Consider the following 23441-nt stretch of genomic DNA (forward strand, 5'->3'; position numbering starts at 1 on the left):
ATGCCGACCCCGAGCAGGGTATAAATCGCAGCGAGAACAACGACAGAAGAAAGACCTGCTATCACTATTAGCCGGTCTCGCTTCAAGCTGCGCTCTAGCGCAGTTCCAGTTGCTGTGGTCACAGTGCGCGTAGAGTTAGCCCGACCAGGCGAACGGGGCGAAATGTCCGTTCCTGGAGCCAGTGGAATCGTCCCATTCAACTCCGAAGGCATTGAACTTACTCTTTGTAGCCCGCGCAAGTGCGAGCGTTGTTGTTACCGGATGTGGGACATTATCGATCTTGATTGGGCCACCATTCGGAAGCGCGCTGTTGACAGCTTCGACCTCCTGCTGAACCAACTCACCAGCTGTCACGGATATCTTGTCTCCTTCGGACACGAAACTGATCGGTCGTTTCTCGACACCCGCAACTTCGCCGACCAAGGGCCCTAGCGCCTCCATCGGACCACCCGCAGCTCCAGTGGCGATATCGCCGATCGCTGCAGTTTGTGCATCACTGGCGTTCTCATCGACAATCAAACCGACTTTGATGTTTCCTTCGGACATCGCGCTCGGTGCGTGAAGCAAGACTATGAAGGACAAACCGTCTAGCGAAATACCGTCCTTTTCCCCTTTAAGAATTTTCATCGCAATCGCTGCCTTGCAATCACCCTCGGTGGGCGTCGCGGTCAGATTTGTCGTAATGCATGGGCACAAGAAATCGCAGTTGCAAGTTTCCATGTACTCGCCTTCGATATGCCAGCCAGCCATAATCAATCCTCCCTGAATATTGAGAGTATGTCACAACTTTTGACTTCACGCACCTTTGGCAATCAATGACCGCTAAGTCCGCAAGGCAGACGTTCACGGAATTTTGCCGAATGACCGCGACGAGCCCAGAGCAGCCTGATCGAAATCATTTGTTTTGTAGAAACAGCATCCATGATGCGTATTTGTGGGCTCTTTTTAAGCGGACTATGATTGTAGGTGCTCCGGGAAAGTCAAACTGTATGAATGAGCACCCTCAGAGGCGGTTGGCCGCGATAATGATGCTGGACGTAGTAGATTACTCCCAGCATATGGCCAATGATGAGGAGGGCACGCTCAGGCGCATGCGAAGTTTGCAGAAATTCGCTTCCGTCCATTCCTCCGTCTATAACCATTTCAACCAGGAAAGATCTCTCATCAGCCGAGACACCTTCAAGCTGACCCGCGCCGCCGCTCTTAGCGAGTGGCGTCAACTCTGTTCCGGATAGGTTCGCGGTTTCCCCGGCAAACTGAGACTGGTTCGAGTTAGTCTGACAGCACCTAGCTTTCCACAGAAGTCACCCAGGCTTGTACTCTCGATCCGCCTCTGGATCCTCAAAAGACACTGCCTGCTTCGATAACTCTTCCCAAAACGCGCCTGGGATACTCTCAGATGCCCAGTCGATCGTCTGTTTAACCCGTTCAGGCTTGGAGACCCCGACAATCGTCGAAGCAACACGTTCGTCTTGCATCGAAAACTGAAGTGCCGCGGCCCCGGGCGATACGCCATGCTGACGACAGAGCCTCTCGACGGCCTTGACTGGCTCGAGCTTGGGCGCGTCAGCGATCTGGTAGGTGACGCGCGGCATCTCTGCGCTGCCCTTGGCAAAAACGCCGCCGGCGTAGGGTGCTGCATTCAGTATCGCGATCCCCCGAGCGCACGCGTCATCGAACATCCGACCCGCGGAGCGATTGATCAACGTCCAGCGATTGTGGCTGATCAGCGCATCGAACGGATAGTCTCGCAAGATCGGTTCCATGATGTCGAGCCGGCCCATGGCCAGCCCGACCGCTTCCGCGATGCCCTCTTCTTTCAATTTGAAAAGCGCGTCGATCGCGCCGCCCTCTCGCGTGATCTCGCCCAGATCGCGCGCGTGTTCGGGATCATGCAGATGAAGCAGCGGAATGCGATCAAGGGACAATCGCTTAAGGCTCTCTTCCACGGATTGCCGCACCCGAGCAGCGTCAAACCGGCCCGTCTCCATGTCGCGGTCGAGCTTGGTCGAGAGCACAAAACCGTCCGGCAGTCCACCCATCTCATGGATCACGGCACCGACCCGCTCCTCGCTGCGGCCGAAGCCGTAGTTGTTCGACGTGTCGAGAAGATTGACCGGGCTTTCAAAGATCGACCGAACTGTGGCGCGGGCGCGGTCTTCGGTGACAGAGTACCCGTAGGTGTCCGGCATATCGCCTAGGCCGGAGGCTCCGAACCCGATAGAAGTCACGGCGAGCCTTGTGGCTCCAATTGGGTTTTGTGTCATAATTGTCCCCCTTAAATCGACCCGGCCTCGACCATATAGTTATTGGCCGTGCACATCGCGGCATCGTCTGACGCCAGAAACAGGACCATCCGGGCCACGTAGACTGGGTCTATCAAATCCGGCAGACACTGGCGGTCAGCATGTTTCGCGATGGCTTCCGGGGTGACCCACAGGTCTTTTTGCCGGTCGGTCATAATCCAACCCGGCACGATGGTGTTGACCCGGATGCGATGCCGTCCGAGATCCCGCGCCATCGTGCGCGTCAGGCCGTGAACGGCAGATTTTGCCGTGGTGTAGGCGGGAAAACCGCCCCCCGCTTCCCACCAGGAGTTGGATCCCATGTTCACGATGGCGCCGCCGCCCGCCGCGATCATATCCGGCGCCACGGATTGAATGGCAAAAAACATATGCCGCAGGTTGGTGGCCATACGTTCGTCCCAATATTCCAGAGTAACGTCTTTCCAGTCGTGCCGGTCATCCCGCGCGGCGTTATTGACCAGCACCGTGATCGGCCCAAGTCTGTCGCGCAACGTGTCAATTGCGGCACGCAAGGCTTCGATGTCGCGCAGGTCACAAATTTCAAACGTGGCCGTCTCGCCGATCTCGTCCGCTAGTGCTGCACTACCATAAGCATCGAGGTCGATAAATCCAACCTTCGCCGATTGTTTGGCAAAGCCTCGCACGATCTCGGCGCCGATGCCCGAGGCGCCGCCCGTGACCATCACTGTCTTGCCCTTGAGGCTTGGATAATTTGCAAAGGTCATACCATTGCCATCCTTTTCTGTAGAAAACTTTTGCTGTTTCGCCGAATATTTTTGCCTGCGCCTTCTCGCCCAGATGTGCGGATAGGCGCGCTGCTTGCGCAACCCAATCGCTGTACTGACAGCGTAGCAGACAGACCGGCCAATCGGAGCCGAACATCACTCTGTCTGGCCCAAATACGTCGATTACGTGATGTACATAAGGACACAACACATTATCCGACCAGTCATGCTCTGCCTCGGTAACAAGGCCTGAAACCTTACAATACGCGCCCGTATCTTCTGCCAGTTTGCGCATGCCCTCTGCCCAGGTGTCGAAGCTGTCGCTTCGTTCCAGTCGAGGCTTCAGGCAATGACCGAGCACCGCGCGCATGCCCTCGTGGCGCAACAGCAGTCGGTGGAAGTTTGCGAGATGCCTTGGAAAGCCAAGGCAATCGAAGGTCAGGTCCAGATCCTCGATGGCCCGAAAGACCCAGTCGAGATCCGGGCGGAGCATCCAGTCATCCTCCGGAATATCTTGGATCATTGGGCGGACGCCCACAAATTTCGGGTGGGCCGCAAAACGTTCCAGCGCTGAGATCTGCGTTGGGTCTTCAAAGTCGATCCAGCCCACGACCTTAGCGACGGTCGCCGTTTCTCCGGCGATTTTCAGAAGGTACTCCGTTTCCGCGAGCGTGGGGGCTGCCTGCACCAGCACGGTTTGCGCGAAGCCATGAGCGGCCAGCAAAGGTTGCAGATCCTCGGGTCCGAAGACGCGTGCAATCGGCGCATCCGGCAACATCCAAAAATAGTCTCCGCGCTCCGGATCCCAATAGTGTTGATGCGCATCAATTCTTTGCACGCGTTGCGCCATTTCGTAACCTGTCTTCACTGTGAGACTGCGCCAATCCGGGCCGCAAGTCACGACAAAGTGGAATATGTTGGCAGAAAAGGACGAGAGGCAAGACATGAACAGCTACGATCTCGAAGGGCGGGTTGCCGTTGTAACCGGTGGAGCAAACGGCATAGGGCAGGCCATAGCAGCGCGCTTTCGGACCAGCGGAGCACAGGTGGCCATATGGGACATGGATGCAGAAAACGTCGCGCAGTCGGAAGTGGAGTCCTTTTTCGCCTGCGACATTTCGCATTGGGAAAGTGTCCGCGAGGCGCGGGATGCGACTCGCGATGCTTTGGGTCGGATCGATATCGTCGTCAACAGCGCCGGGATCGCTGGACCCAACGCGCCGGTGGAAGATTATGATATCGCCGCATGGCGTCAAATCATGGAAGTCAATCTGACCGGAACCTTCCTTGTGAACCGTGCGGTCGTGCCGGGCATGAAGGAGAAAGGCTATGGCCGGATAGTCAACATCGCCTCTGTCGCAGGCAAAGAAGGTAATCCGCAGGCTAGCGCCTATTCTGCTTCAAAGGCGGGTGTGATCGCATTAACAAAATCGCTAGGCAAGGAACTCGCGGATCACAACATCGCGGTTAATTGCGTGACACCGGCGGCGGCGCGGACCCGGATTTTTGACCAGATGTCGGAAGAGCACATTCAGTACATGCTGTCGAAAATTCCGCGTGCCCGCTTCGTCGACGTCGAGGAGATTGCAGCTATGGTCACTTGGTTGTGCAGCGAAGAAAACTCTTTCACGACGGCTTCTGTTTTCGATCTGTCTGGTGGGCGGGCGACTTATTGAGCTTTGAAGGTCTCACACCAATCCGGATGCCAACGTGATAGAGGAGGCCGATTTTCGATTAGATCGCCGACCGCCCAAGCCATCCGTTTTGCATCCATTTCCTCAGTCACCTCATTATCCGGGCAAATGATGTAGAAATCGCCACGCTCAAGACGTGGGAGCATATAGTCGACAAGTTGTTCGGGGCTCCACCCTCCCGGATTGGGCTTGTGGGGGCCGGTAATGGTAAAGCCTGGAACCAGTAGGTGTGCAGTTACTTGACATTCTTCGGAGTTGCGGAGCTTGTGCTGCAACTGCTCTGTGTACGTTTTGAGAGCTGATTTTGTAACGTTGTAAATGACGTTGCCTGGTGGGTTAGTGATGCCCTGTTTCGAGCCTGTATTCAAAATAATCCCAGGACGTCCTTGATCTAGCATGCGTGGTAGAAATGCACGTTCTGCATAGACCGCCGCCCAAAAATTGACTTCCATTGTGCGATGCCATGCATCAAGCGCATCATCAGTACCGCCTGCTACACGGTCGGCCGCGTTATTCATCAAGAGATCAACGCGGCCTAACTCGCTAAAGCAGCGGTCAGCAAGCACAACCATTGCACCTGCATCAGAAACATCCATTGCTTGGCAAAGAAATGGGCCGTGAAGTGTTGCAGCAGCAGCTTCGAGGCGCAGAGTATCCAGATCAACCAGAACAATGTGCATCCCGCGCTTTGACAATGCTTGGGCTGTAGCTAGCCCAATACCAGACGCAGCACCCGTTATGACGGCGACTGAACCATTCTTAAGGGCCTCATGTTGCATTAGTTCTCTCCAAAAATGAGTTGAGCGGCGCAGTTTTAAACGCGCCGCTCACGGCTAGCACTGGTCACAATTTACTTCACGCAAGTGTCCACGTTGTCATTGTTGCAGACGTCGAGACCGGTGTAGATAGGATCATCAACGGATTTGCCATCAACAATGTCTTTGAGGATGAACATCGCCTTATAGCCCATTTCGTACGGACGCTGACCCACGAGGCCATTACCAAGGCCGTCTTTAGTTTGCTCCAATTGCATCGGCAGTGTGTCGGCTACAACAATAGTTAAATCGCCGGAGTCCATTTTTGCTTTATATGGCTCCGCGGCTGAACGATAGGCGTTATCGAACCACTGTGTAAATGCTCCAGTGGACAAGAATGCAGTCAGATCGTCATTTGCAGCCAGAATGTCCGACATGCCTTGAACGGCAACGTTACCGTCGTCATTGGTAATGAGCGGGCAACCAGATATTTCTGTCCAGCCTCCCTCACCGGCAAGAGCTTTTCCCGGAGGTGTCCCAGTATCCGCACCGGCTAGTGTGTCGCGTGCACCTTTAAGACGTTCATTATGGTTGGCTGCAGCCGCGCCGCCGGTTTGAAGACAAATTGTGCCGCCGTCAGGATGGCGAGCTTGAACTAGTTTTGCCAGGTTCACACCGATGTCGTAATTGTTGGTACCTACATAGGTAGTGCGTAGACTGGCATCTTCAGGGAGAAGATCCGAGTCCCAAGTGATTACTGGAATGCCGGCGGCTTCCGCGTCCTTGAGAACTTTACCCATTGCAGGAGCGTTCGACGGGGCGACGGCAATACCGTCAATACCTTTGGTGATCAAGTCTTGTACAATTTGTATTTGCTCAAGTTCGGTGTGCTCACCGGGCCCTATGTATTCACAGGTCACACCGTCCAGCTCCTCTTGAGCTTTGTAGCATCCATCACGGGCCAGGTCGAAGAACGGGTTGTTCATTGCCTTTGGAACGAGAGCAAATGTTTTTGCGTGACCATCCGCAAGCGCCATTCCTGACATTGCAATGGCTGCGACCATTGTGGTTGCAAGTAATCTCTTCATAGTTTCCTCCCTTGAGTTGTTGAAGAGTAGTAGTTAGGGGTTATTTTCCCCCGCGGTTTCGGATTTGTTCCAGAAGAACTGCCAAAATGAGGAACAATCCGACAAAAAATTGTTGCCAGAGCGCCGGTATTCCGGCGAGGATCAGCGAGTTTCGAATAAGTTCGATAAGCGCTGCGCCAATGGGCGCTCCAAGCGCAAAAACAATGCCGCCCATCAGATTGGCGCCGCCGATCACGGTGGCCGCGATCACGGTTAGCTCCCACGTGAAGCCCATCGCGTTTGTGACCGAGCCGGTGTAGCCGACAAAGAGAAACGCCGAGAGACCCGCGGTTAGAGAACATACAACGTAGACAGAGACCAACATCCGCTCAACTGGAATACCGGCAAGCTTTGCCGCATGCGCATTGCCGCCGATGGCAATCACCCAGCGCCCCCAGGTCGAGTAGCGCCAGATCCACCAGAACACCGCCGTCAAAATAGTGAGCATCCAGACCACGTTTGGGATGCTCAGGATACTGCCCCCGCCGATCCACTCAAAAAGGTCCTGATCCGGTCCGAAGTCCCAGATCATCTGGTTGTTTGAGACAACCCGTGCGAGCGAAACGACAATCGACAACATCCCTAACGTGACGACGAAAGGTGGCATGCGCAGATAAGCGACGAGAACGCCATTCACAAATCCCACAAGTGCAGCGACAGCCATACAGCCCAAAAAACCGAGCCCGATCCCAAAGCCGGCCTGCATAATCAAGCCCGTGACGATCCCAGACAGACCGACGAGTGATCCGACGCTGAGATCAATGCCCGCTGTACAAATAACTGCCGACATTCCAAGCGCCATGATCCCAAAGAATGCCATGTTTCGTGTAATGTTGAAGATGTTCCGCTCCGTCATAAAGGCGTCGGAAACGAACGTCATAACGACTGCAAGTGCGATCAACGCAAGGAACACCCAAAATGGCTGCGTCCTTATGATTGCTCCAAATCCGGAAACTTCTTGCCGGTGTGTAATGCTCTCGTCGATTGCCGCGTGATCCATTTCGCTTAATTCGTCCGCCGGTCCGTGTCCCGGATGTTGGCGTAGTTCTTCGTCGGTTGGTGGATTAGTGGTCATGCTGCTTCGATTGCCCCGATGATTAACCCGGTAACTTCTTCCGGGGTCGTTTCGCTGATACGTTTATCTGCAACTTTTGTGCCTCGACGTAGAACCGCGACCCTGTCGCATACGTCAAAAACATCTGGCATCCGGTGTGAAACAAGGATGACTGCGTGACCGGTGTCTTTCAGTCGATGGATGAGCGCCAAGACCTCTTTCACCTGACGCACCGAAATGGCAGCCGTTGGCTCATCCATCAAAACAAGTTTCGGATCACTAAGTCTTGTGCGCGCGATCGCAACGGCTTGACGTTGCCCGCCTGACATCTGCCGCACCAAGTCTCGCGGGCGGGTTTCGGATTTCAACTCACCAAAAAGTTCGCCCGCCTTCCTGTACATGGCCGAATAATCCAGCATGGAAATTGGCCCAAGCTTTTTTCTGAGTTCACGCCCCAAAAAGACGTTGGCAGCGGCCGTCAAGTTGTCGCAAAGGGCTAAGTCTTGATAAACGATTTCAATGCCCGCTTCCCGGGCGTCTATGGGTTTTGAGAATTCGATACCCCGGCCTTCGATGCTTATTGCACCGGAAGTCGGAGGAAAGTTACCAGCAATTATTTTCATCAGGGTCGACTTGCCAGCACCGTTATCACCCATTAATCCGACGGCCTCGCCGGGAGCAATCGAAAGATCTACGCCTTGCAGCGCATGAATGGCTCCAAAGCTCTTTGTAATGTTTTTGAGCTCCAAAAGGCTCATTTTGCCAACACCTCCATAATGTTGTTGCTACCTCGACCGAATTAGAGAGACGGTATCTCAACCGTTTCGACCTTAACACAAGCGCCAATTTGCGCACCGTATAAATCCATCGAGCTGCGCCCTATTGTGATGAGGTCGACGTCAGACATCTGAGAGCCTAACTGGCTGGCCAGTCTTCGTAGACTGCGTTGCGGCTTCGGCCATCGCAAGCGAGTTAATCCCGTCATCAAGCGTCACCGGAAGCGCCGATCGGTCGCCCAAAGCATCCACGAAGGCAGCCCATTCGTTAGCGTAAGACGGCATGTAGCGCTCAAGAAAGAAGTAAGTGGGCTTTGCTGCGGTCACGCCGGCCGTGGTGGATTTGACTACGGTGTTTTGCAGCATGTTCTGGGCTTGCAGGAGACCCTCTGATCCCAACAACTCTACACGCTGGTCGTAGCCATAGACGGCACGCCGCGAGTTCTTGATGACGCAGATGCGCCCATCCGCATAGGTCATGGTCACAGCAGCGGTATCGACGTCCCCCGCACCGCCGATCTCCGGGTCCACGATGGAGGATCCAGCGGCCATGATGCTCACCGGGGTCTGACCCATCATGAAGTTGGCCATGTCGAAGTCGTGGATCATCATGTCGCGGAAGAGACCGCCGGACACTTTGATGTAGGCAACCGGCGGCGGCGCTGGATCGAACGAGGTGATCGACAGAAGCTCTGCCTTTCCGATCTCGCCCGCATCGAGCGCCGTCTTCATCGCGCTGAAATTCGGATCGAACCGACGATTGAAACCAATCATGATGGGTTTGCCGGAGGACTTGGTGTTTTTTCTGCAGGCACGTGCCCGCTCAAGACTGAGATCGACAGGCTTTTCGCAGAGAACGGCCTTACCGGCGGCGGTCGCGGCCTCGATCAGGTCGGAATGCGTGTCCGTAGAAGTGGCGATCAAAACCGCGTCGATGCTGTCATCCGCGATGATTTCCTCGGTGGTACGCGCCGTACTGCCATATACGGCGGCAAGCTTTTCAGCATTCTTAGGGATATAGTCCGAAACCGCAGCAAGAGTGCTGCCCGGGTTGGAGGAAATGGCGGTGGCGTGTACACCGGCAATGCGGCCTGCGCCCAGAAGTCCGACTTTGATCATCGCGGGGTCTTTCCGAAAAGAGGGTTATAGTGTGAATGCGGCGCGGAAGGCTTCGAGAGCATCTTCCGGATTGTCCTTGGCGAAGGCCTCCATCCCGACGGGGCCGGCATAACCCAGATCATCGAGAGCGCGCGCAATGGCGGGCCAGTTCATCTCGCCTGTGCCGGGCTCGCAGCGACCGGGATTATCGGCCACCTGCACCTCGCCGATCCACGGCAAACAGGCTTTAGCGTGGCGGATCACATCCCCTTCTCCGATCTGAGTGTGGTAAAGATCGAGGTTGATCCGCAGCTCTGGACGGTCGACCGCGGCCACAAGTGACAGGACATCGGAGGTCGAATTGAATGGACAGCCGGGATGTTCGCGTAGATTGAGGTTTTCCAGTGTGAAGGTCACTCCCTCTTTAGCGGCCATGTCACAGATTCGGTTCAGTGTATCGCGGGCGCGCAGCCACATGCCCGGCGCGACATGCGCTATCTGCTGGATCGGCAGACCCCGATCACCCAGACCAGTTCCGTGCAGATTGAGGCGATGCACGCCAAGGCGTTTGCCGACCTGCGCCGTATCACGGGCCGATTTCAGCAGCATGTCGGCTCCTTCGGCATCGGCGAGCCTCCCCTCGAGATAGCCGTTCATGATCGTGAATGTCGCACCGGTTTTTTCGAGTTGGTCCAAGTCCCAAGCCGGCCAGTTCCAGAGACCAACGCCAAAGCCCATCTCATTCAGACGCGTCGCGCGCCAGTGGATCGGTTTGTCTTGCCAGAGCATCTCTGCGCAGGCCGCGAGTTCAAACGCCATCTCAGATATCCTGTGGTTTGTAGTCGGCGGTCTTGCCGGGCATGACGCCCTGCAGGAGTGCGACCGATTTCTCAAGTCCCTCAAGTGAGTTCAGGAGCACGTCCTCGTGCTCAATCGACAGCCAGCCGTCGTAGCCCGCCATCTTGAGCCGGATGCAAAACTGGCGCCACCATTCCTCGCCGTGACCGAAGCCAAGCGTGATGTAAGACCAGCTGCGGGCCGGGACGTCCATTAGTGAGCCGTTTTCCAGTAGGCTTGTCGTCGCCTGAACCGGCGCATTCAACAACGTGTCCTTGGCATGGACGTGGTAAATCGCATCTCCCAAAGCTTCGGCCGCGACCAGAGGGTCTGCTCCCATCCAGAAAAGATGCGAGGGGTCGAGGTTCGCGCCGATCACGGGCCCGACCGCCTCGCGCAGTCTTCTCAGGGAGGGAACGTTGTAGACACACTGGTTGCCATGAAGTTCGAGCGCGATGCGCTCAACGCCATGCTCGCGAGCCAAGCTCACGATGTCGGTCCAGAAAGGGACCAGTTTCTCTTCCCACTGGTAGCGCAGAATCTCCTTCGTCTCAGGTGGCCAGGAAGAGACGATCCAATTCGGCATCGTGTCGCTCGCATGGCCTGCGGGCAGACCGCTCATCGTGCAGACGGTCTTGATTCCCATGGCTCCTGCAACGCGTATCGTGTCCTTCAGTCCTTCGCCCTGAGTCGGGTCCGTTGGGTGCAGCGGATTGCCGTTGGCATTCAGGCTGATGATCTCCAGCCCGCGGTCCGAGAAGGCTGTTTCGAATGCATTGCGGGCTCCAGTATCGCTCAGCATTGCCTGCAGATCGAAGTGCGGCGCCATGGACCAGCCGCAGGTATTCACCTCGATCCCCGAAACGCCCAAGCGCGCTGCGTTGTCGAGCATGCCGTCCAGAGACATTGCCCCTAGGCTGTCTGACACAAACCCAAGTTTCATGTCGCGGCCTCCTTTGGGCGATCGTACAATTCCGGTTTCGATATGATTTCCACGGTCTGCTTCGTGCCGGTCGTCAACGCTCTGGCGCCAGCTTCGGCCACAGCCGACGCGCAGTATCCATCCCACGCGTTCGACGCGATTTCAGGGAACACGCTTGTTTCAGCAAAGCGGAGAAATTCCCGGTTCTGTCGCACATAAGCTTCGTGATAGCGACCGCGCCAATCGGCGTCGTAGCGCGTCCTGGACTCCAATTTAATGTCCGTCCTTGTGTAGGCCACGTTGTTCATGGTTACAGACCCTGCCTCACCTACCAGCTCCGCGCGAACGTCGTACCCGTAGGCTGCGTTGTTGTTGATTTCTATGGTCACCAGTTGACCGTCTTCTGTTTCCACAACCATCACCACCGGCGCGACGCGGTCGTCGGACCGCCGGGGCTGGTGTGCTGTCACGCTTGTAAATTCAGTACCAAGAACATGCCGCACGACATCGAATTCATGCGGTGCAGAATTTGTAATGGCCATGGCAGCAGTGAAATCAGCCGCAGGCGTTTCCACATTGCGATGAAAATTGTGCATCATGAGAGCGCGACCCAGGCGGCCAGATGTAAGCGCTTCCCGCATTTCGACGTAAGATTGGTCGTAGCGACGCATGAAGCCCACCATGACATACTGTTTTCCAACGCTCTGCTCTGTTTTGATCACATCGAGGCATTCGACCGAAGACTGAGACAAGGGTTTCTCGCACAAAACAGGCTTACCCGCCGCTATGCAGGCCTTTGTGAGCGGCGCATGAGTGAAATCAGGCGAGGCCACTATCACGGCATCCACATCCGAACGGCCTATCACCGCCTGGGGCTCGATTGAAACATCTGCCGCTCCAGTTGCGTCGGCAACAGATTGCGCGCGCGACCTATCCATATCGCAAATGACCTGAAGCTTCCCCATGGGAAGATTCTGCGCGACGATACGAGCATGGTCCTCACCCATTAAGCCCGCGCCTACGATGGCGAGTCGGATCATCCGACGATCTCCCTCAGTTTTGTCGCGCCATTCGCTGACCACTCGCATTCAGTTCACACTAGCAAGGGACCGATGGAGTTCTGGGTCAGCAAGTAGTTGACTGAACCGCCATTGGCCGCGACGACACGCGTTGCGTCATTGGTGCCTTTCTTGATCAGGTTTCAGAAGCCGCGCAGGGCTAAATCGAAGATCACTGCGATGCCTTTCGCCCATGCGTTGCACGGGAAGAGCGCTGCGGTCACCTCTACTGCGAAGGTTTTGGTGAAATTGTTGTCGTTTTCCCCGGATTGTAAGGCTTCTTGATTGCAGCCTAATTCTTATGTTGGCCATTAGGCCGAATTGTTCGCGAGCGGGTGCACATAATTGACGATCTGCTAGAGCAGGCGGTTTCGTATCGCAATTGCGCATTTGGCCTCCCCCAAAAACGTTGACGCCTAGTCTCTCTTGCAGGCGCTGCCAACGACATCTGAGTGCATCGTTGACATCTTTCACATCAATAGTAATTCTCCAAAAGATGTAATTTCGTCTCATTTCGTGTCGAGGCGCGATCTATTTGAGATTAAATGAGATGAAAAGACCAACAATTCCCGACCTTGCAAAGGCTGCTGGCGTTTCCGTTTCAACGGTCAATCGTGTACTAAACCAACCGAAATCGGTTCGCTCGCCAACGCAGGAGCGTGTTCTTGCCGCCGCAGAAGAAATCGGATTCTATGGCCTTGGTACGATTGAACACGCCGTCAAAGCCACAAGAACCACCCATCACCTCGGCGTGCTCCTGCAGAGAGGCTCTCGGGCCTTCTATCGAAACCTTGGTGACGCTATCGCTTACGCAGCAGAAACTTTTGGCAGTCACAAGATTGAGCTAACGCTGGAGTTCTTAGAGGATCTGTCGCCGGAAAAAGTTGCAAATCACATCATCTCGATGGGGGAGCGTTGCGAGGCGCTAGCAATCGTAGCTCCTCAGCATCCGCTTGTTGCGGATTCTATCGATGCCGTGTTGGAGCAGGGCGTTCCAATCGTGTCTCTAATTGGCCCACTATCCGCGAAGGGGAACATAAGCTTCGTTGGGCTCGACAACTGGAAGGTAGGACGAACTGCCGCCTGGGCTTTTGACAAGATGGTGCGGATACCCGGAGAGATTGGGGTTCTTGTTGGAAGTCATAGGCTTCGGAACCAGGAAATGAACGAAAGCGGATTCCGGTCCTATTTTCGAGAACACAACTCCCGCTTTTCGGTTCTCGAACCACTTCCGACTTACGAATCTGCGGCTGTCGCCCGCGAACATGTGGAAACGCTGCTCACCGAACATCCAAGCCTCTGTGGCCTCTACATTTCAGGAGGAGGTGTCACGGGCGCAATTGCAGCCCTAAGGGCGATGCCTAAACGAGACGACTTCGTTGCAGTTGGTTACGAACTTTTCGACGATACGCGTGCCGCCCTGATTGATGGCACACTATCCATGATCATTTCGCATCCGATGCAACGTTTTGCGCGAGAAACCGTCGCAACACTGATTAAAGCCAAAATTGCCGGCCGTTACGGTGGCGCGCACCGAGTCGCATTCGGGTTCGACATTTACACACCAGAAAGTGTCTGAGGTTTGGACGCAAAGTCCTTAGTCTCAGGACTCATAGCTAGGGTCTTGTCAGAAGAACTTTGCTTGAGCGGGGCAGGGCGGTTACCCAACGTCTGGTATGAGCCCAATGCGGCTTCTGCCTACCTCACAAACCAGCGCCATCCCCGACCTTTTCAGTTCGAGTTTCAATCCCTAGCGGGCAAAGCAACCTCGCCTTCCCAGTCAGAAATACGGTGCGGTAGCGCCAGGAATTTTGACGCCACACGTGTTTTGGTCGTTCCACTTCCAGTCATCCCCGAATATTTGCCGGTAGAGGAAACTATCCGCCAGTTGTTGACGCCGAAGGCAACAACCTTCCATCTCATGGTGAACGTGTCCTCTTGTTCACCAAAAACACAGACGCCACCGCCGCTGACACCGCTGGGCCCGCCGAAACCCGAGCCCACGCACCGGACAAAACCAGGATCGATTGGTCCCTCGTCAACAGTATAAGTCCCATAGTTGTCCTCTTTCCAGAACACGTCCTCGCCCGCGGAAATTTGCTCTTGGTTGACGACATAGAAGTTCGTTGCCGACACTTTCTCTGCAGCAGTCAGACAATGAGGTGCAATTAGAACTGCGGGGATTAGCATTGAACGCAACATGTTGTTTCCTTCGACAGTGGGGCAAAGCCAGCATGATAGAGCCTATGTTATTTATTGCTAGGAAGGGAACTCATAGCTGGACCTGCAAAGTCAGCTTTGTCCGCAACTCGGACGTTCGCTGCAACTCGCTTGAACGTCTACTTTGCGGACAAAGCGGACCCCATCCGCGCTTGTTCCAATGTCCGCATTTTGCGAATATTGAAAGGCACGAAATCAAGTCTGAGAGGAATAACACTATGACAAACCTGAACCAGGTAGACTGGTCGCAGTTGCCTATCCCAGATGACGATGGCGCAGCAGCCCATCTGACTGGGTCGAAGTTACAATCCGTTAGCCTCCCAGCAACAAATGGAACAACGGTTGATTTAGCCAGCCTTGACGGGATGGTCGTCATTTACATCTATCCGATGACCGGAAGGCCCGACACACCGTTACCCGATGGCTGGGATGGCATTCCTGGCGCACGCGGCTGTACGCCCCAATCCTGTGCTTTCCGCGATCACCATGCTGATTTGAAGGCGCTCGGCGTCACCCACCTTTTCGGTCTATCCACCCAATCCACAGAGTATCAGTCCGAAGCTGCAGACCGTATGCATTTGCCATTCCCGTTGTTGTCCGACGGAGAGCTGAACTTCACCAAGACCCATCAGCTTCCAACTTTTGATGTTGAGGGTATGACGCTTCTGAAGCGGATGGCGCTGATAGTGATTGACGGGAAGATCGTGAAAACATTTTATCCAGTGTTCCCACCAGACAGGAACGCCGATGACGTTTTGGATTGGGTGAAGTCGCAAAGCTGACACTCGTGCGCTCCGCGGCATTTGAACAAAAGGGCTCGCCCCGGTCATTCGCTGCATTCTGCGTGAACGATTGCTATGCGAACAAATCAGCCGACAAAACACGACTTTTTCTGTTTTTGGCCAAGTTCACGAATCTTTCAGTAGTTCCTAGTGCTACCGTTCGCATCAAGTTCCGACAGCGTCATGCCACCGCATACATTTTCTGACGGCCCGCTAAGGTTGCCGTCAGAATCATACATTGCGGTTATGCTGTTTGATCCTTGCGATTGATAGACAACAGAACCATCTTCGCCTGTTCCCGCTAAGTACAAAACGACCGTTCCGTCTGGAAGGCCACCTGAACCGGAATATGGACAAATTAATAAGTCCGGATGTTTATCAGAAATTGTTCCAGCTAGGGCATTTATTGGCACGAGTAGAACCACCGCCACAATCGAACCCAAAGACTTCATAATAGCGATCCTTACCACTTTAGGTTTGGCGTCCCAAGAACAGGACCCCATTAGGGCATAGAAAAACGTTGAATCGTCACGGAATCAAGCGCTTTGCTACTTTTCATGCTGCTCGCAGTAACGCTTCTCGATTTTTTGACTGATCCAAAACCTCTGGAGAACAACTAGTTCCAACACGAACATTCAATTCTGTTCTGCACGTGAAACTGATATTAAGCAGACTTCGCATTGCGTTTCAGTGCTTCCAAACTGTGTTTCCCGAAAAAATCGGTGAACGTACATTGTCAAGTTTCACGGACCAAACACTGTCGATCCTGGATCGGCGCTATCCTTGGTTGGAACCTCCGACAAATTCATAGCTTCCGCCCGCGACGCTAAATCAAGCCGCTCACGAATGACGCTTAGATGTACTGTTGCTGAATACTAGCGAGTAGCTGGACGCCGGGCACAATGTTAGCTTAGTGGCCTTTTGATCCGGCAAACTTGATTTGGCTCAAAGTCTGATTGGTTTGTCAGCGTATACTAACTCATGGCTTGAAGTCCTAGTAGATCGAAGACCAAACGCTTGTTGAGGTCCCTTCAAAAAAGAGGTCTGCGAACGCGCAACGCTTTGCTCCGTGTTTTCTTGCGGGAGTCAGGCCGAAACACTTTTGAAGCGATATTTGCGGCGAGAGGAGAGGATTACTCGAATGTTTTTTTCGCTGAAACACGCCATTGCTTTGAGCATGCTTTCGTGGTCACCACTCTCTGCTTTTGCGCAGGAAACAGTTGATACACGCATAGGACCACTTAGCTTCACACACGGTTTCACTACCGGCTACCCCACAGACGAAACTGTTGCGAAGCTATATGACGCAATGGACTTCCAAAGAGCCGTCCAAGCGTACATCTGGTCGATCCCGCTAGTCAGCATGGCCCAGTGGCGACGGGCTCACGAGGACGAACTCGGTGCCGAAAACGGCCAAATCGTATTCGTGGAAAGCTACGCCGACAAGATCGGCGGCCTGACCTACAACGCCACGACACCTTATGTCCTGCCCTTCATTGATCTTGCTGATGGACCGTGGGTCGTCGAAATGCCGGGACCGGAAGGTTCGGTCCGGGGGGCAGCGCATGACATGTGGCAGATCGGAATCACGCAGATCACCGAGCCCGGGAAATATGTCTTCGCAGGGCCTGACCAAAAGGTCCCGGAGGCGGAGAGTTACAAGGTCTACCATTCGCCGACCAACGGCGTCCTGCTGGGCATTCGCCTGATGCCGGAGGATAGAGATGAGCGCATGGCGCTGTTGGAAGAGATCAAGATCTATCCCTGGTCGGAGCGTGACGATCCCCAGCCGCGGGGCCACATCACCCCCGAAGCCAAATATTGGATGGCCGCAGCGCCGGTGGGCCTCGAGTACTGGGAACTGCTCAACGATACGATTCAACGGGAGCCCGTTTTCGAGCGTGATCGCTTTTTCATGGCGATGCTAAAGCCGCTTGGTATTGAAAAGGGAAAGGCTTTCAGCCCCGGCTGGCGGGAACAGCGCATCCTCATGGAGGCTGCCGTTGTCGGTGAAGCAATGGCCAAGGCTAACGACTATTCCAAACGCGTCGAAACGAGCCACTACCGCGATGATGTGCAATGGGAATATGCAACCACGGCAAACCCAGATCAGCGGGACGAGTTTTACGATCACCTGGATGAACGGGCTGCGTGGTTCTACGAAGCTGTAACGAATGATGTGGCCATGCACGGTCAGAAGACAGGTAAAGGCCAAGTATACATGGCAACCTACAAGGACGCTGACGGCGACTGGCTCGATGGGGGTACCGACTATGTGCTGCGTTTGCCTGCAGATGTTCCAGCTGAAGCATTCTGGTCACTAACAGTTTACGAGGTGAGCACTCGGACACTGGTTCAAAATGACTATGAAGTCGCTGACCGCTCGTCTCGTATGGACCTTTCTTATAATGAGGATGGTTCAATAGACATTTTTATAGGTCCCTCTGCGCCTGAGGGGGAAGCTGAGAGAACGAATTGGATACCGACTGAAGCTGGCCGCGCGTGGTTTCCATACTTCCGCCTCTATTCTCCCGAACAGCCCTTCCTGGACCAGACTTGGGTCTTACCAGACATTGAGAAGGCGAGTGAGTGAAGACATTCCAAGTCCAATCGGACAAGTTCGAGATTTTTCTAACAGATCAGGGGTAAGGACAGGACATGTTACGAAAGTTTGCAACCTGCATGGCGGCAGTCACAGCCTTTGGCGCGACAGCAGCTTCTGCCTCAGACTTAGGCGCGGCGGTCCAGAACCCAATCAGCTCATTGGTTAGCGTTCCCTTCAAGTTCACATTCGACAATGGAGCACCGAATGGGAAAGCAAACTCACTTGCGATTCAGCCTGTAATTCCGGTTACGGTTGGCGACTGGAACCTTGTTTCACGCTTTATCATCCCGCTCTACGACGCACCTGGTGGTGTAGCTGGATTGCCGGGCAACTCAGGGATCGGCGGCCCATCTCAGTCTGGTCGTACAACAGGTTTGGGCGACATTAACTACACGCTGTTCGCTAGTCCGGTCAAACCAGTCAATGGATGGATCTGGGGTATCGGTCCTTCCATTACAGCAGACAGTGCAACGGATGACCGGTTGGGGAGCGGAAAGTGGAGTGCGGGTCTTTCTGCAGTGGCTCTTAACCAACCAGGCTGGGGTACGTATGGCGGGTTGATCCGTCATCTCTGGTCGTTTGACGGAGACAGCGATCGCCAGGACGTCAATCAAACGCTTCTGGAACCTTTCATAAACTACAACTTGGACAACGGTTGGTATCTGATCAGCGATATGGTCATCACTTACAATTGGGAAGCGCCATCGGGTGAAAGGCTACTGCTTCCGATCGGTGGCGGCGCCGGAAAGGTAACCAAATGGGGTAATCAACCGGTCAATATTCGTGCCGAGGCGTACTACAACGTTGAAAGGCCCTCCAGCGCGCCAGAATGGCAAGTGGGATTTACTGTGCAGTTGTTGTTCCCCAAAGGCTGAATTTCGACTGCGAAATCAAGTTGTTTGGATATTTTCTGAGAATCGCTGCCTTAAATCAGAATATTTAGCCAATTTCAAAGCCTGCTGTAGGACACACATTCGGGAACTTGGGAGGATTATCATGAGATTCAGGAGTTTTTCATTCTATTCGGCCGTACTCTTTTTCTCGGCTGGTGGTGCTTTGGCACAGTTTGTGCCCACTGAGGAATCTCTTGGGGGTCTTTATAGAGGCAAGGCTTATTCACCTTATGCTCAGCGCGGATTTCCGAGTCAGGTCTTTTGGGGCGACACACACCTTCACACGGGCCTATCCATGGACGCTGGATTGTTTGGGAACGGCACCGGTCTTGATACCGCATTTAAGTTTGCCCGAGGAGAGGAAGTTGTGTCCGCGACGGGGCAACCGGCTAAACTCTCGCGTCCGCTCGACTGGCTCGTTACCTCAGAGCATTCCGATGGCATGGGAATGAGCTTCGATCTGTTTGAAGGCACGCCGAATATCCTTGCCAGTGAGCAAGGCGCTCGCTGGAGTGCCGCAATGAATGAGGGCGGCGAAGCGTCCGCCCAGGCAGCTATCGAATTGATACAAAACTTTTCGCAAGGGACGATGGACCCGAAATTGATTAAGGACTATTCACCTGGGTCCATAAAATACGGAGACATCTGGCAAAGTATTATAGATACAACTGAACAATACAACGAGCCCGGCAGGTTTACTGCGTTTATCGGGTTCGAGTGGACATCACTTGTCGCGGGCAACAATATGCACCGTAACGTCATTTTCCGAGACGATGGCGACAAGGCCTCGCAAGTGCAGCCAATGATCACGCAGGCTGCAGGTGGCGGTTCTCCTGATGTAATGAAGCTCTATGAGTGGATGGAGAAATACGAAACAACCACTGGCGGTCAAGTTCTTGCCTTAGCGCACAACGGGAACCTTTCAAACGGGGTCATGTTCCCTAATGATACACGCTATAATGGTGAGCCGGTCGATCAGGCCTATGTCGAAGCACGTGCCAAATGGGAGCCTCTTTATGAGATCACCCAGATCAAAGGCGATGGTGAGACACATCCGGCGCTTTCACCCGATGACGAATTTGCTGACTATGGAACCTGGGACAAAGGCAACCTGGATCTTAGCCAAGCGAAAACACCGGACATGCTTTCACGTGAATACGCACGAGAGGCGCTGAAACAGGGTTTCGCTTTGCAATCCAAACTAGGGACCAATCCCTATCGCTTCGGCTTTATGGGATCCACCGATAGCCACACGTCGCTGGCAACAGCTGATAGCGACAATTTCTTCGGCAAGGCGGCGAACGCTGAACCGTCCAAAGAACGGGCAGCACATCCTTTCATTTCGTCGGACATTGCGACATTCGAAGGATTTGAAACGCTGGCTTCTGGGTACACTGGTGTCTGGGCGACCGAAAACACTCGTACAGCTCTCTGGGACGCTATGGCTCGGCGAGAGGTATATGCGACAACAGGCCCGCGGATGATGGTGCGGTTTTTCGGTGGTTGGAACTTTAATGAAAACGATCTGCGTTCACGTTCCCCTGCGTTTGCCGGTTACGAAAAAGGTGTGCCAATGGGCGCTGACTTACGAGCCGCCACGTCAGACGCACCGAGCTTTATGGTTTACGCATTGCGTGATCCTATCGGTGCAAATTTGGACCGGATCCAAATCGTCAAAGGATGGATGGACGCTAATGGTAACCTCAATGAGAAAGTATATGATGTAGTGTGGTCCGGTGACCGCGCGCCCGACGCAGACGGGAAACTTTCGCCAGTGGGTGATACAGTTGACGTTGAGGCTGCAAATTACACAAACACCATTGGCGCGTCGGAATTGGCTACTATTTGGACCGACCCACAGTTCAACCCGGCCGAGCATGCCTTTTACTACGCCCGGGTAATTGAAATTCCGACCCCGCGATGGGTTCTTTACGACAAGGTGCGTCTAGATGCCGAAATCCCAGAGGGAGCCAACCTATCAACACAAGAACGGGCTTACACATCACCGATTTGGTACACTCCGCAGAAATAGAGTCGTATCATAGCAAGTAGTAAGCGATTGCCGCCGGGTTGCCGCTTTGGGATCTGGGCGGTCATTCGCTGCGGTCGCGAACAAAGATGTCGTTTGAACGTCTTCTTTGGGATCGTTGCAGTCATTGAAGCCATTTTAGCGAACGTCCGTTTCTGAGCGCAAACCCGTCGTTCGCACCGCGCCTTGCACAAAGCCTGACAGCGAGAGCGCGAGCCCGAGGGCTTTGCCCGGGCTCGCGCTCTCGCTCCTGTTGCGATGGTTCAAGCAACGCGCGAGATGCGAGTTTATATATAGGGATCTCGCGCCAAATCTCGCACCCGCGAGTTGCCGCGATCTCGCGCATCTCGCTCACGCTGAAACAAGCCAAATCCAATCTCGGTTTGTTCCTACGCGACCCGCAGTCTGCAGTGCATCTATCATCCGGGTAATTTCCCGTTTTTGGTCGCGATCGCGCGATGCTTTGGAGATGTCCAACTTCGAAGCGTACGCAATGAGATCCTGCATGTTGACGATCCGGTGCATTTCCGGTTCGGGCCATTCTTCGCCCCCGGGATTCCAGCTACCATGCTCATCGATGTAGAGCGAAAGAGCCTCGATGAGCTTTTGCTGTTTGTCGGGCAGCAGCCCCGCCGCATCAGCAATTTCATGAGGTGAGTTGGACATTGGCTCGATAAAGCACGACGTGACATGCTCCCCGTCGCTGTCGAGACCCAGCGCCACCTTCTGGAGTTGGTAGGAAAATGTAGCCCCATCTTCTCCATCCCGCACTTTTTCGGCGACTGCCTTGATTATATCGCCGTCTCGGGTGATTGAGATTTCTGCATCGACGGCGCCTTTGAGAGAAGAATGACCGCGTGCTCCGCGCGACGTGTCTTTGCCAGTATGATGAACAAGCAGGATTAGCCCATCGATTGCGTTCTCGATCGTGCTAGCGCCCTTCAGAGCCGCCCTCATGCCCTCGGGCGAATTTTCGTCACGCCCGCCGATTGCACGAGCCAATGTGTCTATGAACACGGATTGTACGGCCTGGCCAGCTTCCCGACCGAGCGTTCGGATTTGCTTTATCAAAATAGAAACAGCGTCCTCATCGCAAAGATCAAATCCACCATTGAGAACGTACATCGGAACGGGACCGACCTTTCTCAAAAGAGGCACAAGGCGGTTGCGCACCCCGCCCACACCTTCAAATGCGACATAGACAACTGGCCCGCCTTGCGTGCGATGGGAATACCAAGGCTTGTTTGCAGCAAGATGTGCGGCCATGTCCAACGCCAACCATGTTTTTCCGGACCCCGGCGGTCCAAAGAGCGTTGCGATTCCACGTTTCGGTAACCAACCCCGGATCGCATCAGCGTTTTCAAATATGGGTTCAACCTCTCCCAACCAAAAGCCATCGGGTGCAACGGGCTCTTGAGCGTCGCAGTCAGCCAGCGCCCGCGGGGCATGCCTGAGGCGGTTCCAGAGTTGCGTTGGACCATCTTCGATCAGGATTTCGTTTGCGTCCTTGCGGGGCGAGGGATCAAAAACACGCCCGCCGCAGGACGCCGCGGCACCTCGGGCTGCAGCGACACTGTCCGCGTCGGCGCAGAATATCGCGCCGGGAAAATCCTTCGCTGCCCGTGGCCATCTCTGGCCAAGCATTGCAACCACCCGGACGTCAGGTGTGGAAATGTCCTCTTTCATCGCCCGCCATATTGCCAGAGCATCCTCTGCGCCCTCCGCAACCAGAGTATGAGCCGGTTCGGCATCTGAGACCTCGAACCAACCTTCGCCAATTGGCCCAAGTGATTTTCGATCACCGACACGCACACCATCAGTTGAAAGCGGAACACGTTGCACGCCACAGATTTCTTCCATGGCATCCAACACTGGAAACACGCAGCAAGGACGGCCATCGGCAGCACTCGGATGAAAGCGGGCTGAATTTTTTGGAAGGTGTCTTAGGATGCCACGTGCATCGAGATACTTCTGGGCAGGCGTACCTTTGATCGGAAGAGCCTTTGACCAAAGCTGTCGAGCCTTTTCGCGGTTTGGCTTTTCCAACTTTCCGTTGCCCAATCTGAATGTTCCATCTCCCTGGGCTGCAAGCTGATCAAAATCCGCATCGGGAATGCGAAGGTAACCGCCATCTTCCGCCTCATGATCGTAGAAGGAACCGCGTTTTTCACCTTGCAGAACGACGGACTTGGATCCTCGTTGTCCAAATCTGAGGTCGCTTTGGGTCGACAGGGACATGTTGGGCTCACCGAAGGCTTCAAGTGCCACGCCGCGAAGAAGCTCGTTGGGTGCTGTTGCCCAAAACGCTGCTCGATCGATTGGACTAAAACGGGATTTCGTCATCCAAAAACGCGTTCCGGCGGTCCCGGTCCACTCTCTGTTGCCGCAGCTCAAAATACGCCCCCAACGCAACCCGCAATCCCTCATAGCCAAGGTCTGACCCAATCTGGCGAACCGCGTCAGTAAGTCCTTCTCGCTTCCAGAACAACGCCATGCGGTCTGCGGCTACCCGCAAGTCTTCGCGTTCGCCGTCAGTGAAATCGATCAACGTATCACTCAT

Annotated in this window: 21 protein-coding genes and 2 pseudogenes; 7 read left to right on the top strand and 16 right to left on the bottom strand. The window is 54.5% G+C overall.

The genetic code is table 11. The features are described 5' to 3' along the window. Positions 1-135 precede the first annotated feature (135 nt). Positions 136-750: a DUF1326 domain-containing protein gene (locus AC2FNE_RS06450; RefSeq protein ID WP_496804990.1), complete on the bottom strand. Its 615-nt coding sequence runs from the start codon at positions 748-750 to the stop codon at positions 136-138. A gap of 335 nt (positions 751-1085) precedes the next feature. Between AC2FNE_RS06450 and AC2FNE_RS06455 the strand changes: the two are divergent. Next, a pseudogene (locus AC2FNE_RS06455) lies at positions 1086-1235 on the top strand (IS6 family transposase); the annotation flags it as partial. A gap of 69 nt (positions 1236-1304) precedes the next feature. Here AC2FNE_RS06455 and AC2FNE_RS06460 read toward each other — a convergent pair. From AC2FNE_RS06460 to AC2FNE_RS06470, 3 genes are read right to left on the bottom strand one after another with little or no spacing between them, the layout of a single operon-like run. Then, positions 1305-2267 carry an aldo/keto reductase gene (locus AC2FNE_RS06460; protein WP_170609023.1) on the bottom strand — a complete coding sequence of 321 codons (963 nt, stop codon included), beginning with the start codon at positions 2265-2267 and terminating at the stop codon, positions 1305-1307. A gap of 11 nt (positions 2268-2278) precedes the next feature. Then, the gene (locus tag AC2FNE_RS06465; RefSeq protein WP_496804991.1) at positions 2279-2989 is read right to left on the bottom strand and encodes an SDR family NAD(P)-dependent oxidoreductase; all 711 of its coding nucleotides are present in this window, start codon (positions 2987-2989) and stop codon (positions 2279-2281) included. Continuing rightward, positions 2889-3899 carry an amidohydrolase family protein gene (locus AC2FNE_RS06470; protein WP_496804992.1) on the bottom strand — a complete coding sequence of 337 codons (1011 nt, stop codon included), beginning with the start codon at positions 3897-3899 and terminating at the stop codon, positions 2889-2891. The genes AC2FNE_RS06465 and AC2FNE_RS06470 overlap by 101 nt, the downstream gene beginning before the upstream one ends. A gap of 76 nt (positions 3900-3975) precedes the next feature. Between AC2FNE_RS06470 and AC2FNE_RS06475 the strand changes: the two genes are divergently transcribed. Next, positions 3976-4707, top strand: a complete 732-nt coding sequence (locus AC2FNE_RS06475) for an SDR family NAD(P)-dependent oxidoreductase (protein ID WP_170609019.1) — start codon at positions 3976-3978, stop codon at positions 4705-4707. On the opposite strand, the gene AC2FNE_RS06480 is transcribed toward AC2FNE_RS06475, so the two are convergent. The 8 genes from AC2FNE_RS06480 to AC2FNE_RS06515 all read right to left on the bottom strand — a co-directional run bounded on the left by AC2FNE_RS06480 (position 4701) and on the right by AC2FNE_RS06515 (position 12334). Next, positions 4701-5504, bottom strand: coding sequence for an SDR family NAD(P)-dependent oxidoreductase (locus tag AC2FNE_RS06480; protein WP_170609017.1), 804 nt, complete (start codon positions 5502-5504; stop codon positions 4701-4703). The two genes, AC2FNE_RS06475 and AC2FNE_RS06480, sit on opposite strands and share 7 nt — an antisense overlap. Positions 5505-5575: 71 nt before the next feature. Then, the gene (locus tag AC2FNE_RS06485) at positions 5576-6568 is read right to left on the bottom strand and encodes a sugar-binding protein (RefSeq protein ID WP_170609015.1); all 993 of its coding nucleotides are present in this window, start codon (positions 6566-6568) and stop codon (positions 5576-5578) included. Positions 6569-6608: 40 nt separating this feature from the next. Next, entirely contained in the window at positions 6609-7682 is a 1074-nt protein-coding gene (locus tag AC2FNE_RS06490; protein ID WP_496804993.1) for an ABC transporter permease, read from the bottom strand. Beyond that, positions 7679-8419: an ATP-binding cassette domain-containing protein gene (locus AC2FNE_RS06495; RefSeq protein WP_170609013.1), complete on the bottom strand. Its 741-nt coding sequence runs from the start codon at positions 8417-8419 to the stop codon at positions 7679-7681. Before AC2FNE_RS06495 ends, AC2FNE_RS06490 begins: the two co-directional genes overlap by 4 nt. A 141-nt stretch (positions 8420-8560) precedes the next feature. Further along, positions 8561-9556: an inositol 2-dehydrogenase gene (gene iolG / locus AC2FNE_RS06500; RefSeq protein WP_170609011.1), complete on the bottom strand. Its 996-nt coding sequence runs from the start codon at positions 9554-9556 to the stop codon at positions 8561-8563. Positions 9557-9580: 24 nt separating this feature from the next. Next, positions 9581-10354 carry a TIM barrel protein gene (locus tag AC2FNE_RS06505; RefSeq protein ID WP_170609009.1) on the bottom strand — a complete coding sequence of 258 codons (774 nt, stop codon included), beginning with the start codon at positions 10352-10354 and terminating at the stop codon, positions 9581-9583. A 1-nt stretch (position 10355) separates the two neighbouring features. Continuing rightward, the gene (locus AC2FNE_RS06510; protein WP_496804994.1) at positions 10356-11315 is read right to left on the bottom strand and encodes a sugar phosphate isomerase/epimerase family protein; all 960 of its coding nucleotides are present in this window, start codon (positions 11313-11315) and stop codon (positions 10356-10358) included. After that, positions 11312-12334: a Gfo/Idh/MocA family oxidoreductase gene (locus AC2FNE_RS06515; protein ID WP_170609005.1), complete on the bottom strand. Its 1023-nt coding sequence runs from the start codon at positions 12332-12334 to the stop codon at positions 11312-11314. The genes AC2FNE_RS06510 and AC2FNE_RS06515 overlap by 4 nt, the downstream gene beginning before the upstream one ends. A 568-nt stretch (positions 12335-12902) precedes the next feature. Between AC2FNE_RS06515 and AC2FNE_RS06520 the strand changes: the two genes are divergently transcribed. After that, positions 12903-13931: a LacI family DNA-binding transcriptional regulator gene (locus AC2FNE_RS06520; RefSeq protein ID WP_496804995.1), complete on the top strand. Its 1029-nt coding sequence runs from the start codon at positions 12903-12905 to the stop codon at positions 13929-13931. Positions 13932-14095: 164 nt separating this feature from the next. On the opposite strand, the gene AC2FNE_RS06525 is transcribed toward AC2FNE_RS06520, so the two are convergent. Then, positions 14096-14554 (bottom strand): hypothetical protein, encoded by a 459-nt coding sequence (locus AC2FNE_RS06525; protein ID WP_496774370.1) that lies wholly within the window; start codon positions 14552-14554, stop codon positions 14096-14098. Positions 14555-14790: 236 nt separating this feature from the next. Here AC2FNE_RS06525 and AC2FNE_RS06530 point away from each other — a divergent pair, with 236 nt between their 5' ends. Further along, entirely contained in the window at positions 14791-15354 is a 564-nt protein-coding gene (locus AC2FNE_RS06530; RefSeq protein WP_496804996.1) for a peroxiredoxin, read from the top strand. A 137-nt stretch (positions 15355-15491) separates the two neighbouring features. Here AC2FNE_RS06530 and AC2FNE_RS06535 read toward each other — a convergent pair whose 3' ends face one another. Continuing rightward, entirely contained in the window at positions 15492-15806 is a 315-nt protein-coding gene (locus AC2FNE_RS06535) for a hypothetical protein (RefSeq protein ID WP_170608946.1), read from the bottom strand. Positions 15807-16495: 689 nt separating this feature from the next. On the opposite strand from AC2FNE_RS06535, the gene AC2FNE_RS06540 reads away from it, so the two are divergent. From AC2FNE_RS06540 to AC2FNE_RS06550, 3 genes are all read left to right on the top strand, one after another. Further along, positions 16496-17947 (top strand): DUF1254 domain-containing protein, encoded by a 1452-nt coding sequence (locus AC2FNE_RS06540; protein WP_496804997.1) that lies wholly within the window; start codon positions 16496-16498, stop codon positions 17945-17947. Between the two features lie 65 nt (positions 17948-18012). Further along, positions 18013-18834, top strand: coding sequence for a hypothetical protein (locus AC2FNE_RS06545; protein WP_496804998.1), 822 nt, complete (start codon positions 18013-18015; stop codon positions 18832-18834). A 121-nt stretch (positions 18835-18955) separates the two neighbouring features. Beyond that, positions 18956-20884: a DUF3604 domain-containing protein gene (locus AC2FNE_RS06550; RefSeq protein WP_496804999.1), complete on the top strand. Its 1929-nt coding sequence runs from the start codon at positions 18956-18958 to the stop codon at positions 20882-20884. Between the two features lie 879 nt (positions 20885-21763). Here the strand turns inward: AC2FNE_RS06550 and AC2FNE_RS06555 are convergent. Both AC2FNE_RS06555 and AC2FNE_RS06560 read right to left on the bottom strand, forming a co-directional pair. Continuing rightward, positions 21764-23308: pseudogene (locus AC2FNE_RS06555) on the bottom strand (AAA family ATPase); the annotation flags it as partial. Beyond that, entirely contained in the window at positions 23205-23441 is a 237-nt protein-coding gene (locus AC2FNE_RS06560; RefSeq protein ID WP_496805000.1) for a hypothetical protein, read from the bottom strand. The gene AC2FNE_RS06560 and the pseudogene AC2FNE_RS06555, both read right to left, overlap by 104 nt.

This window comes from Ruegeria sp. YKSD179, assembly GCF_059612885.1.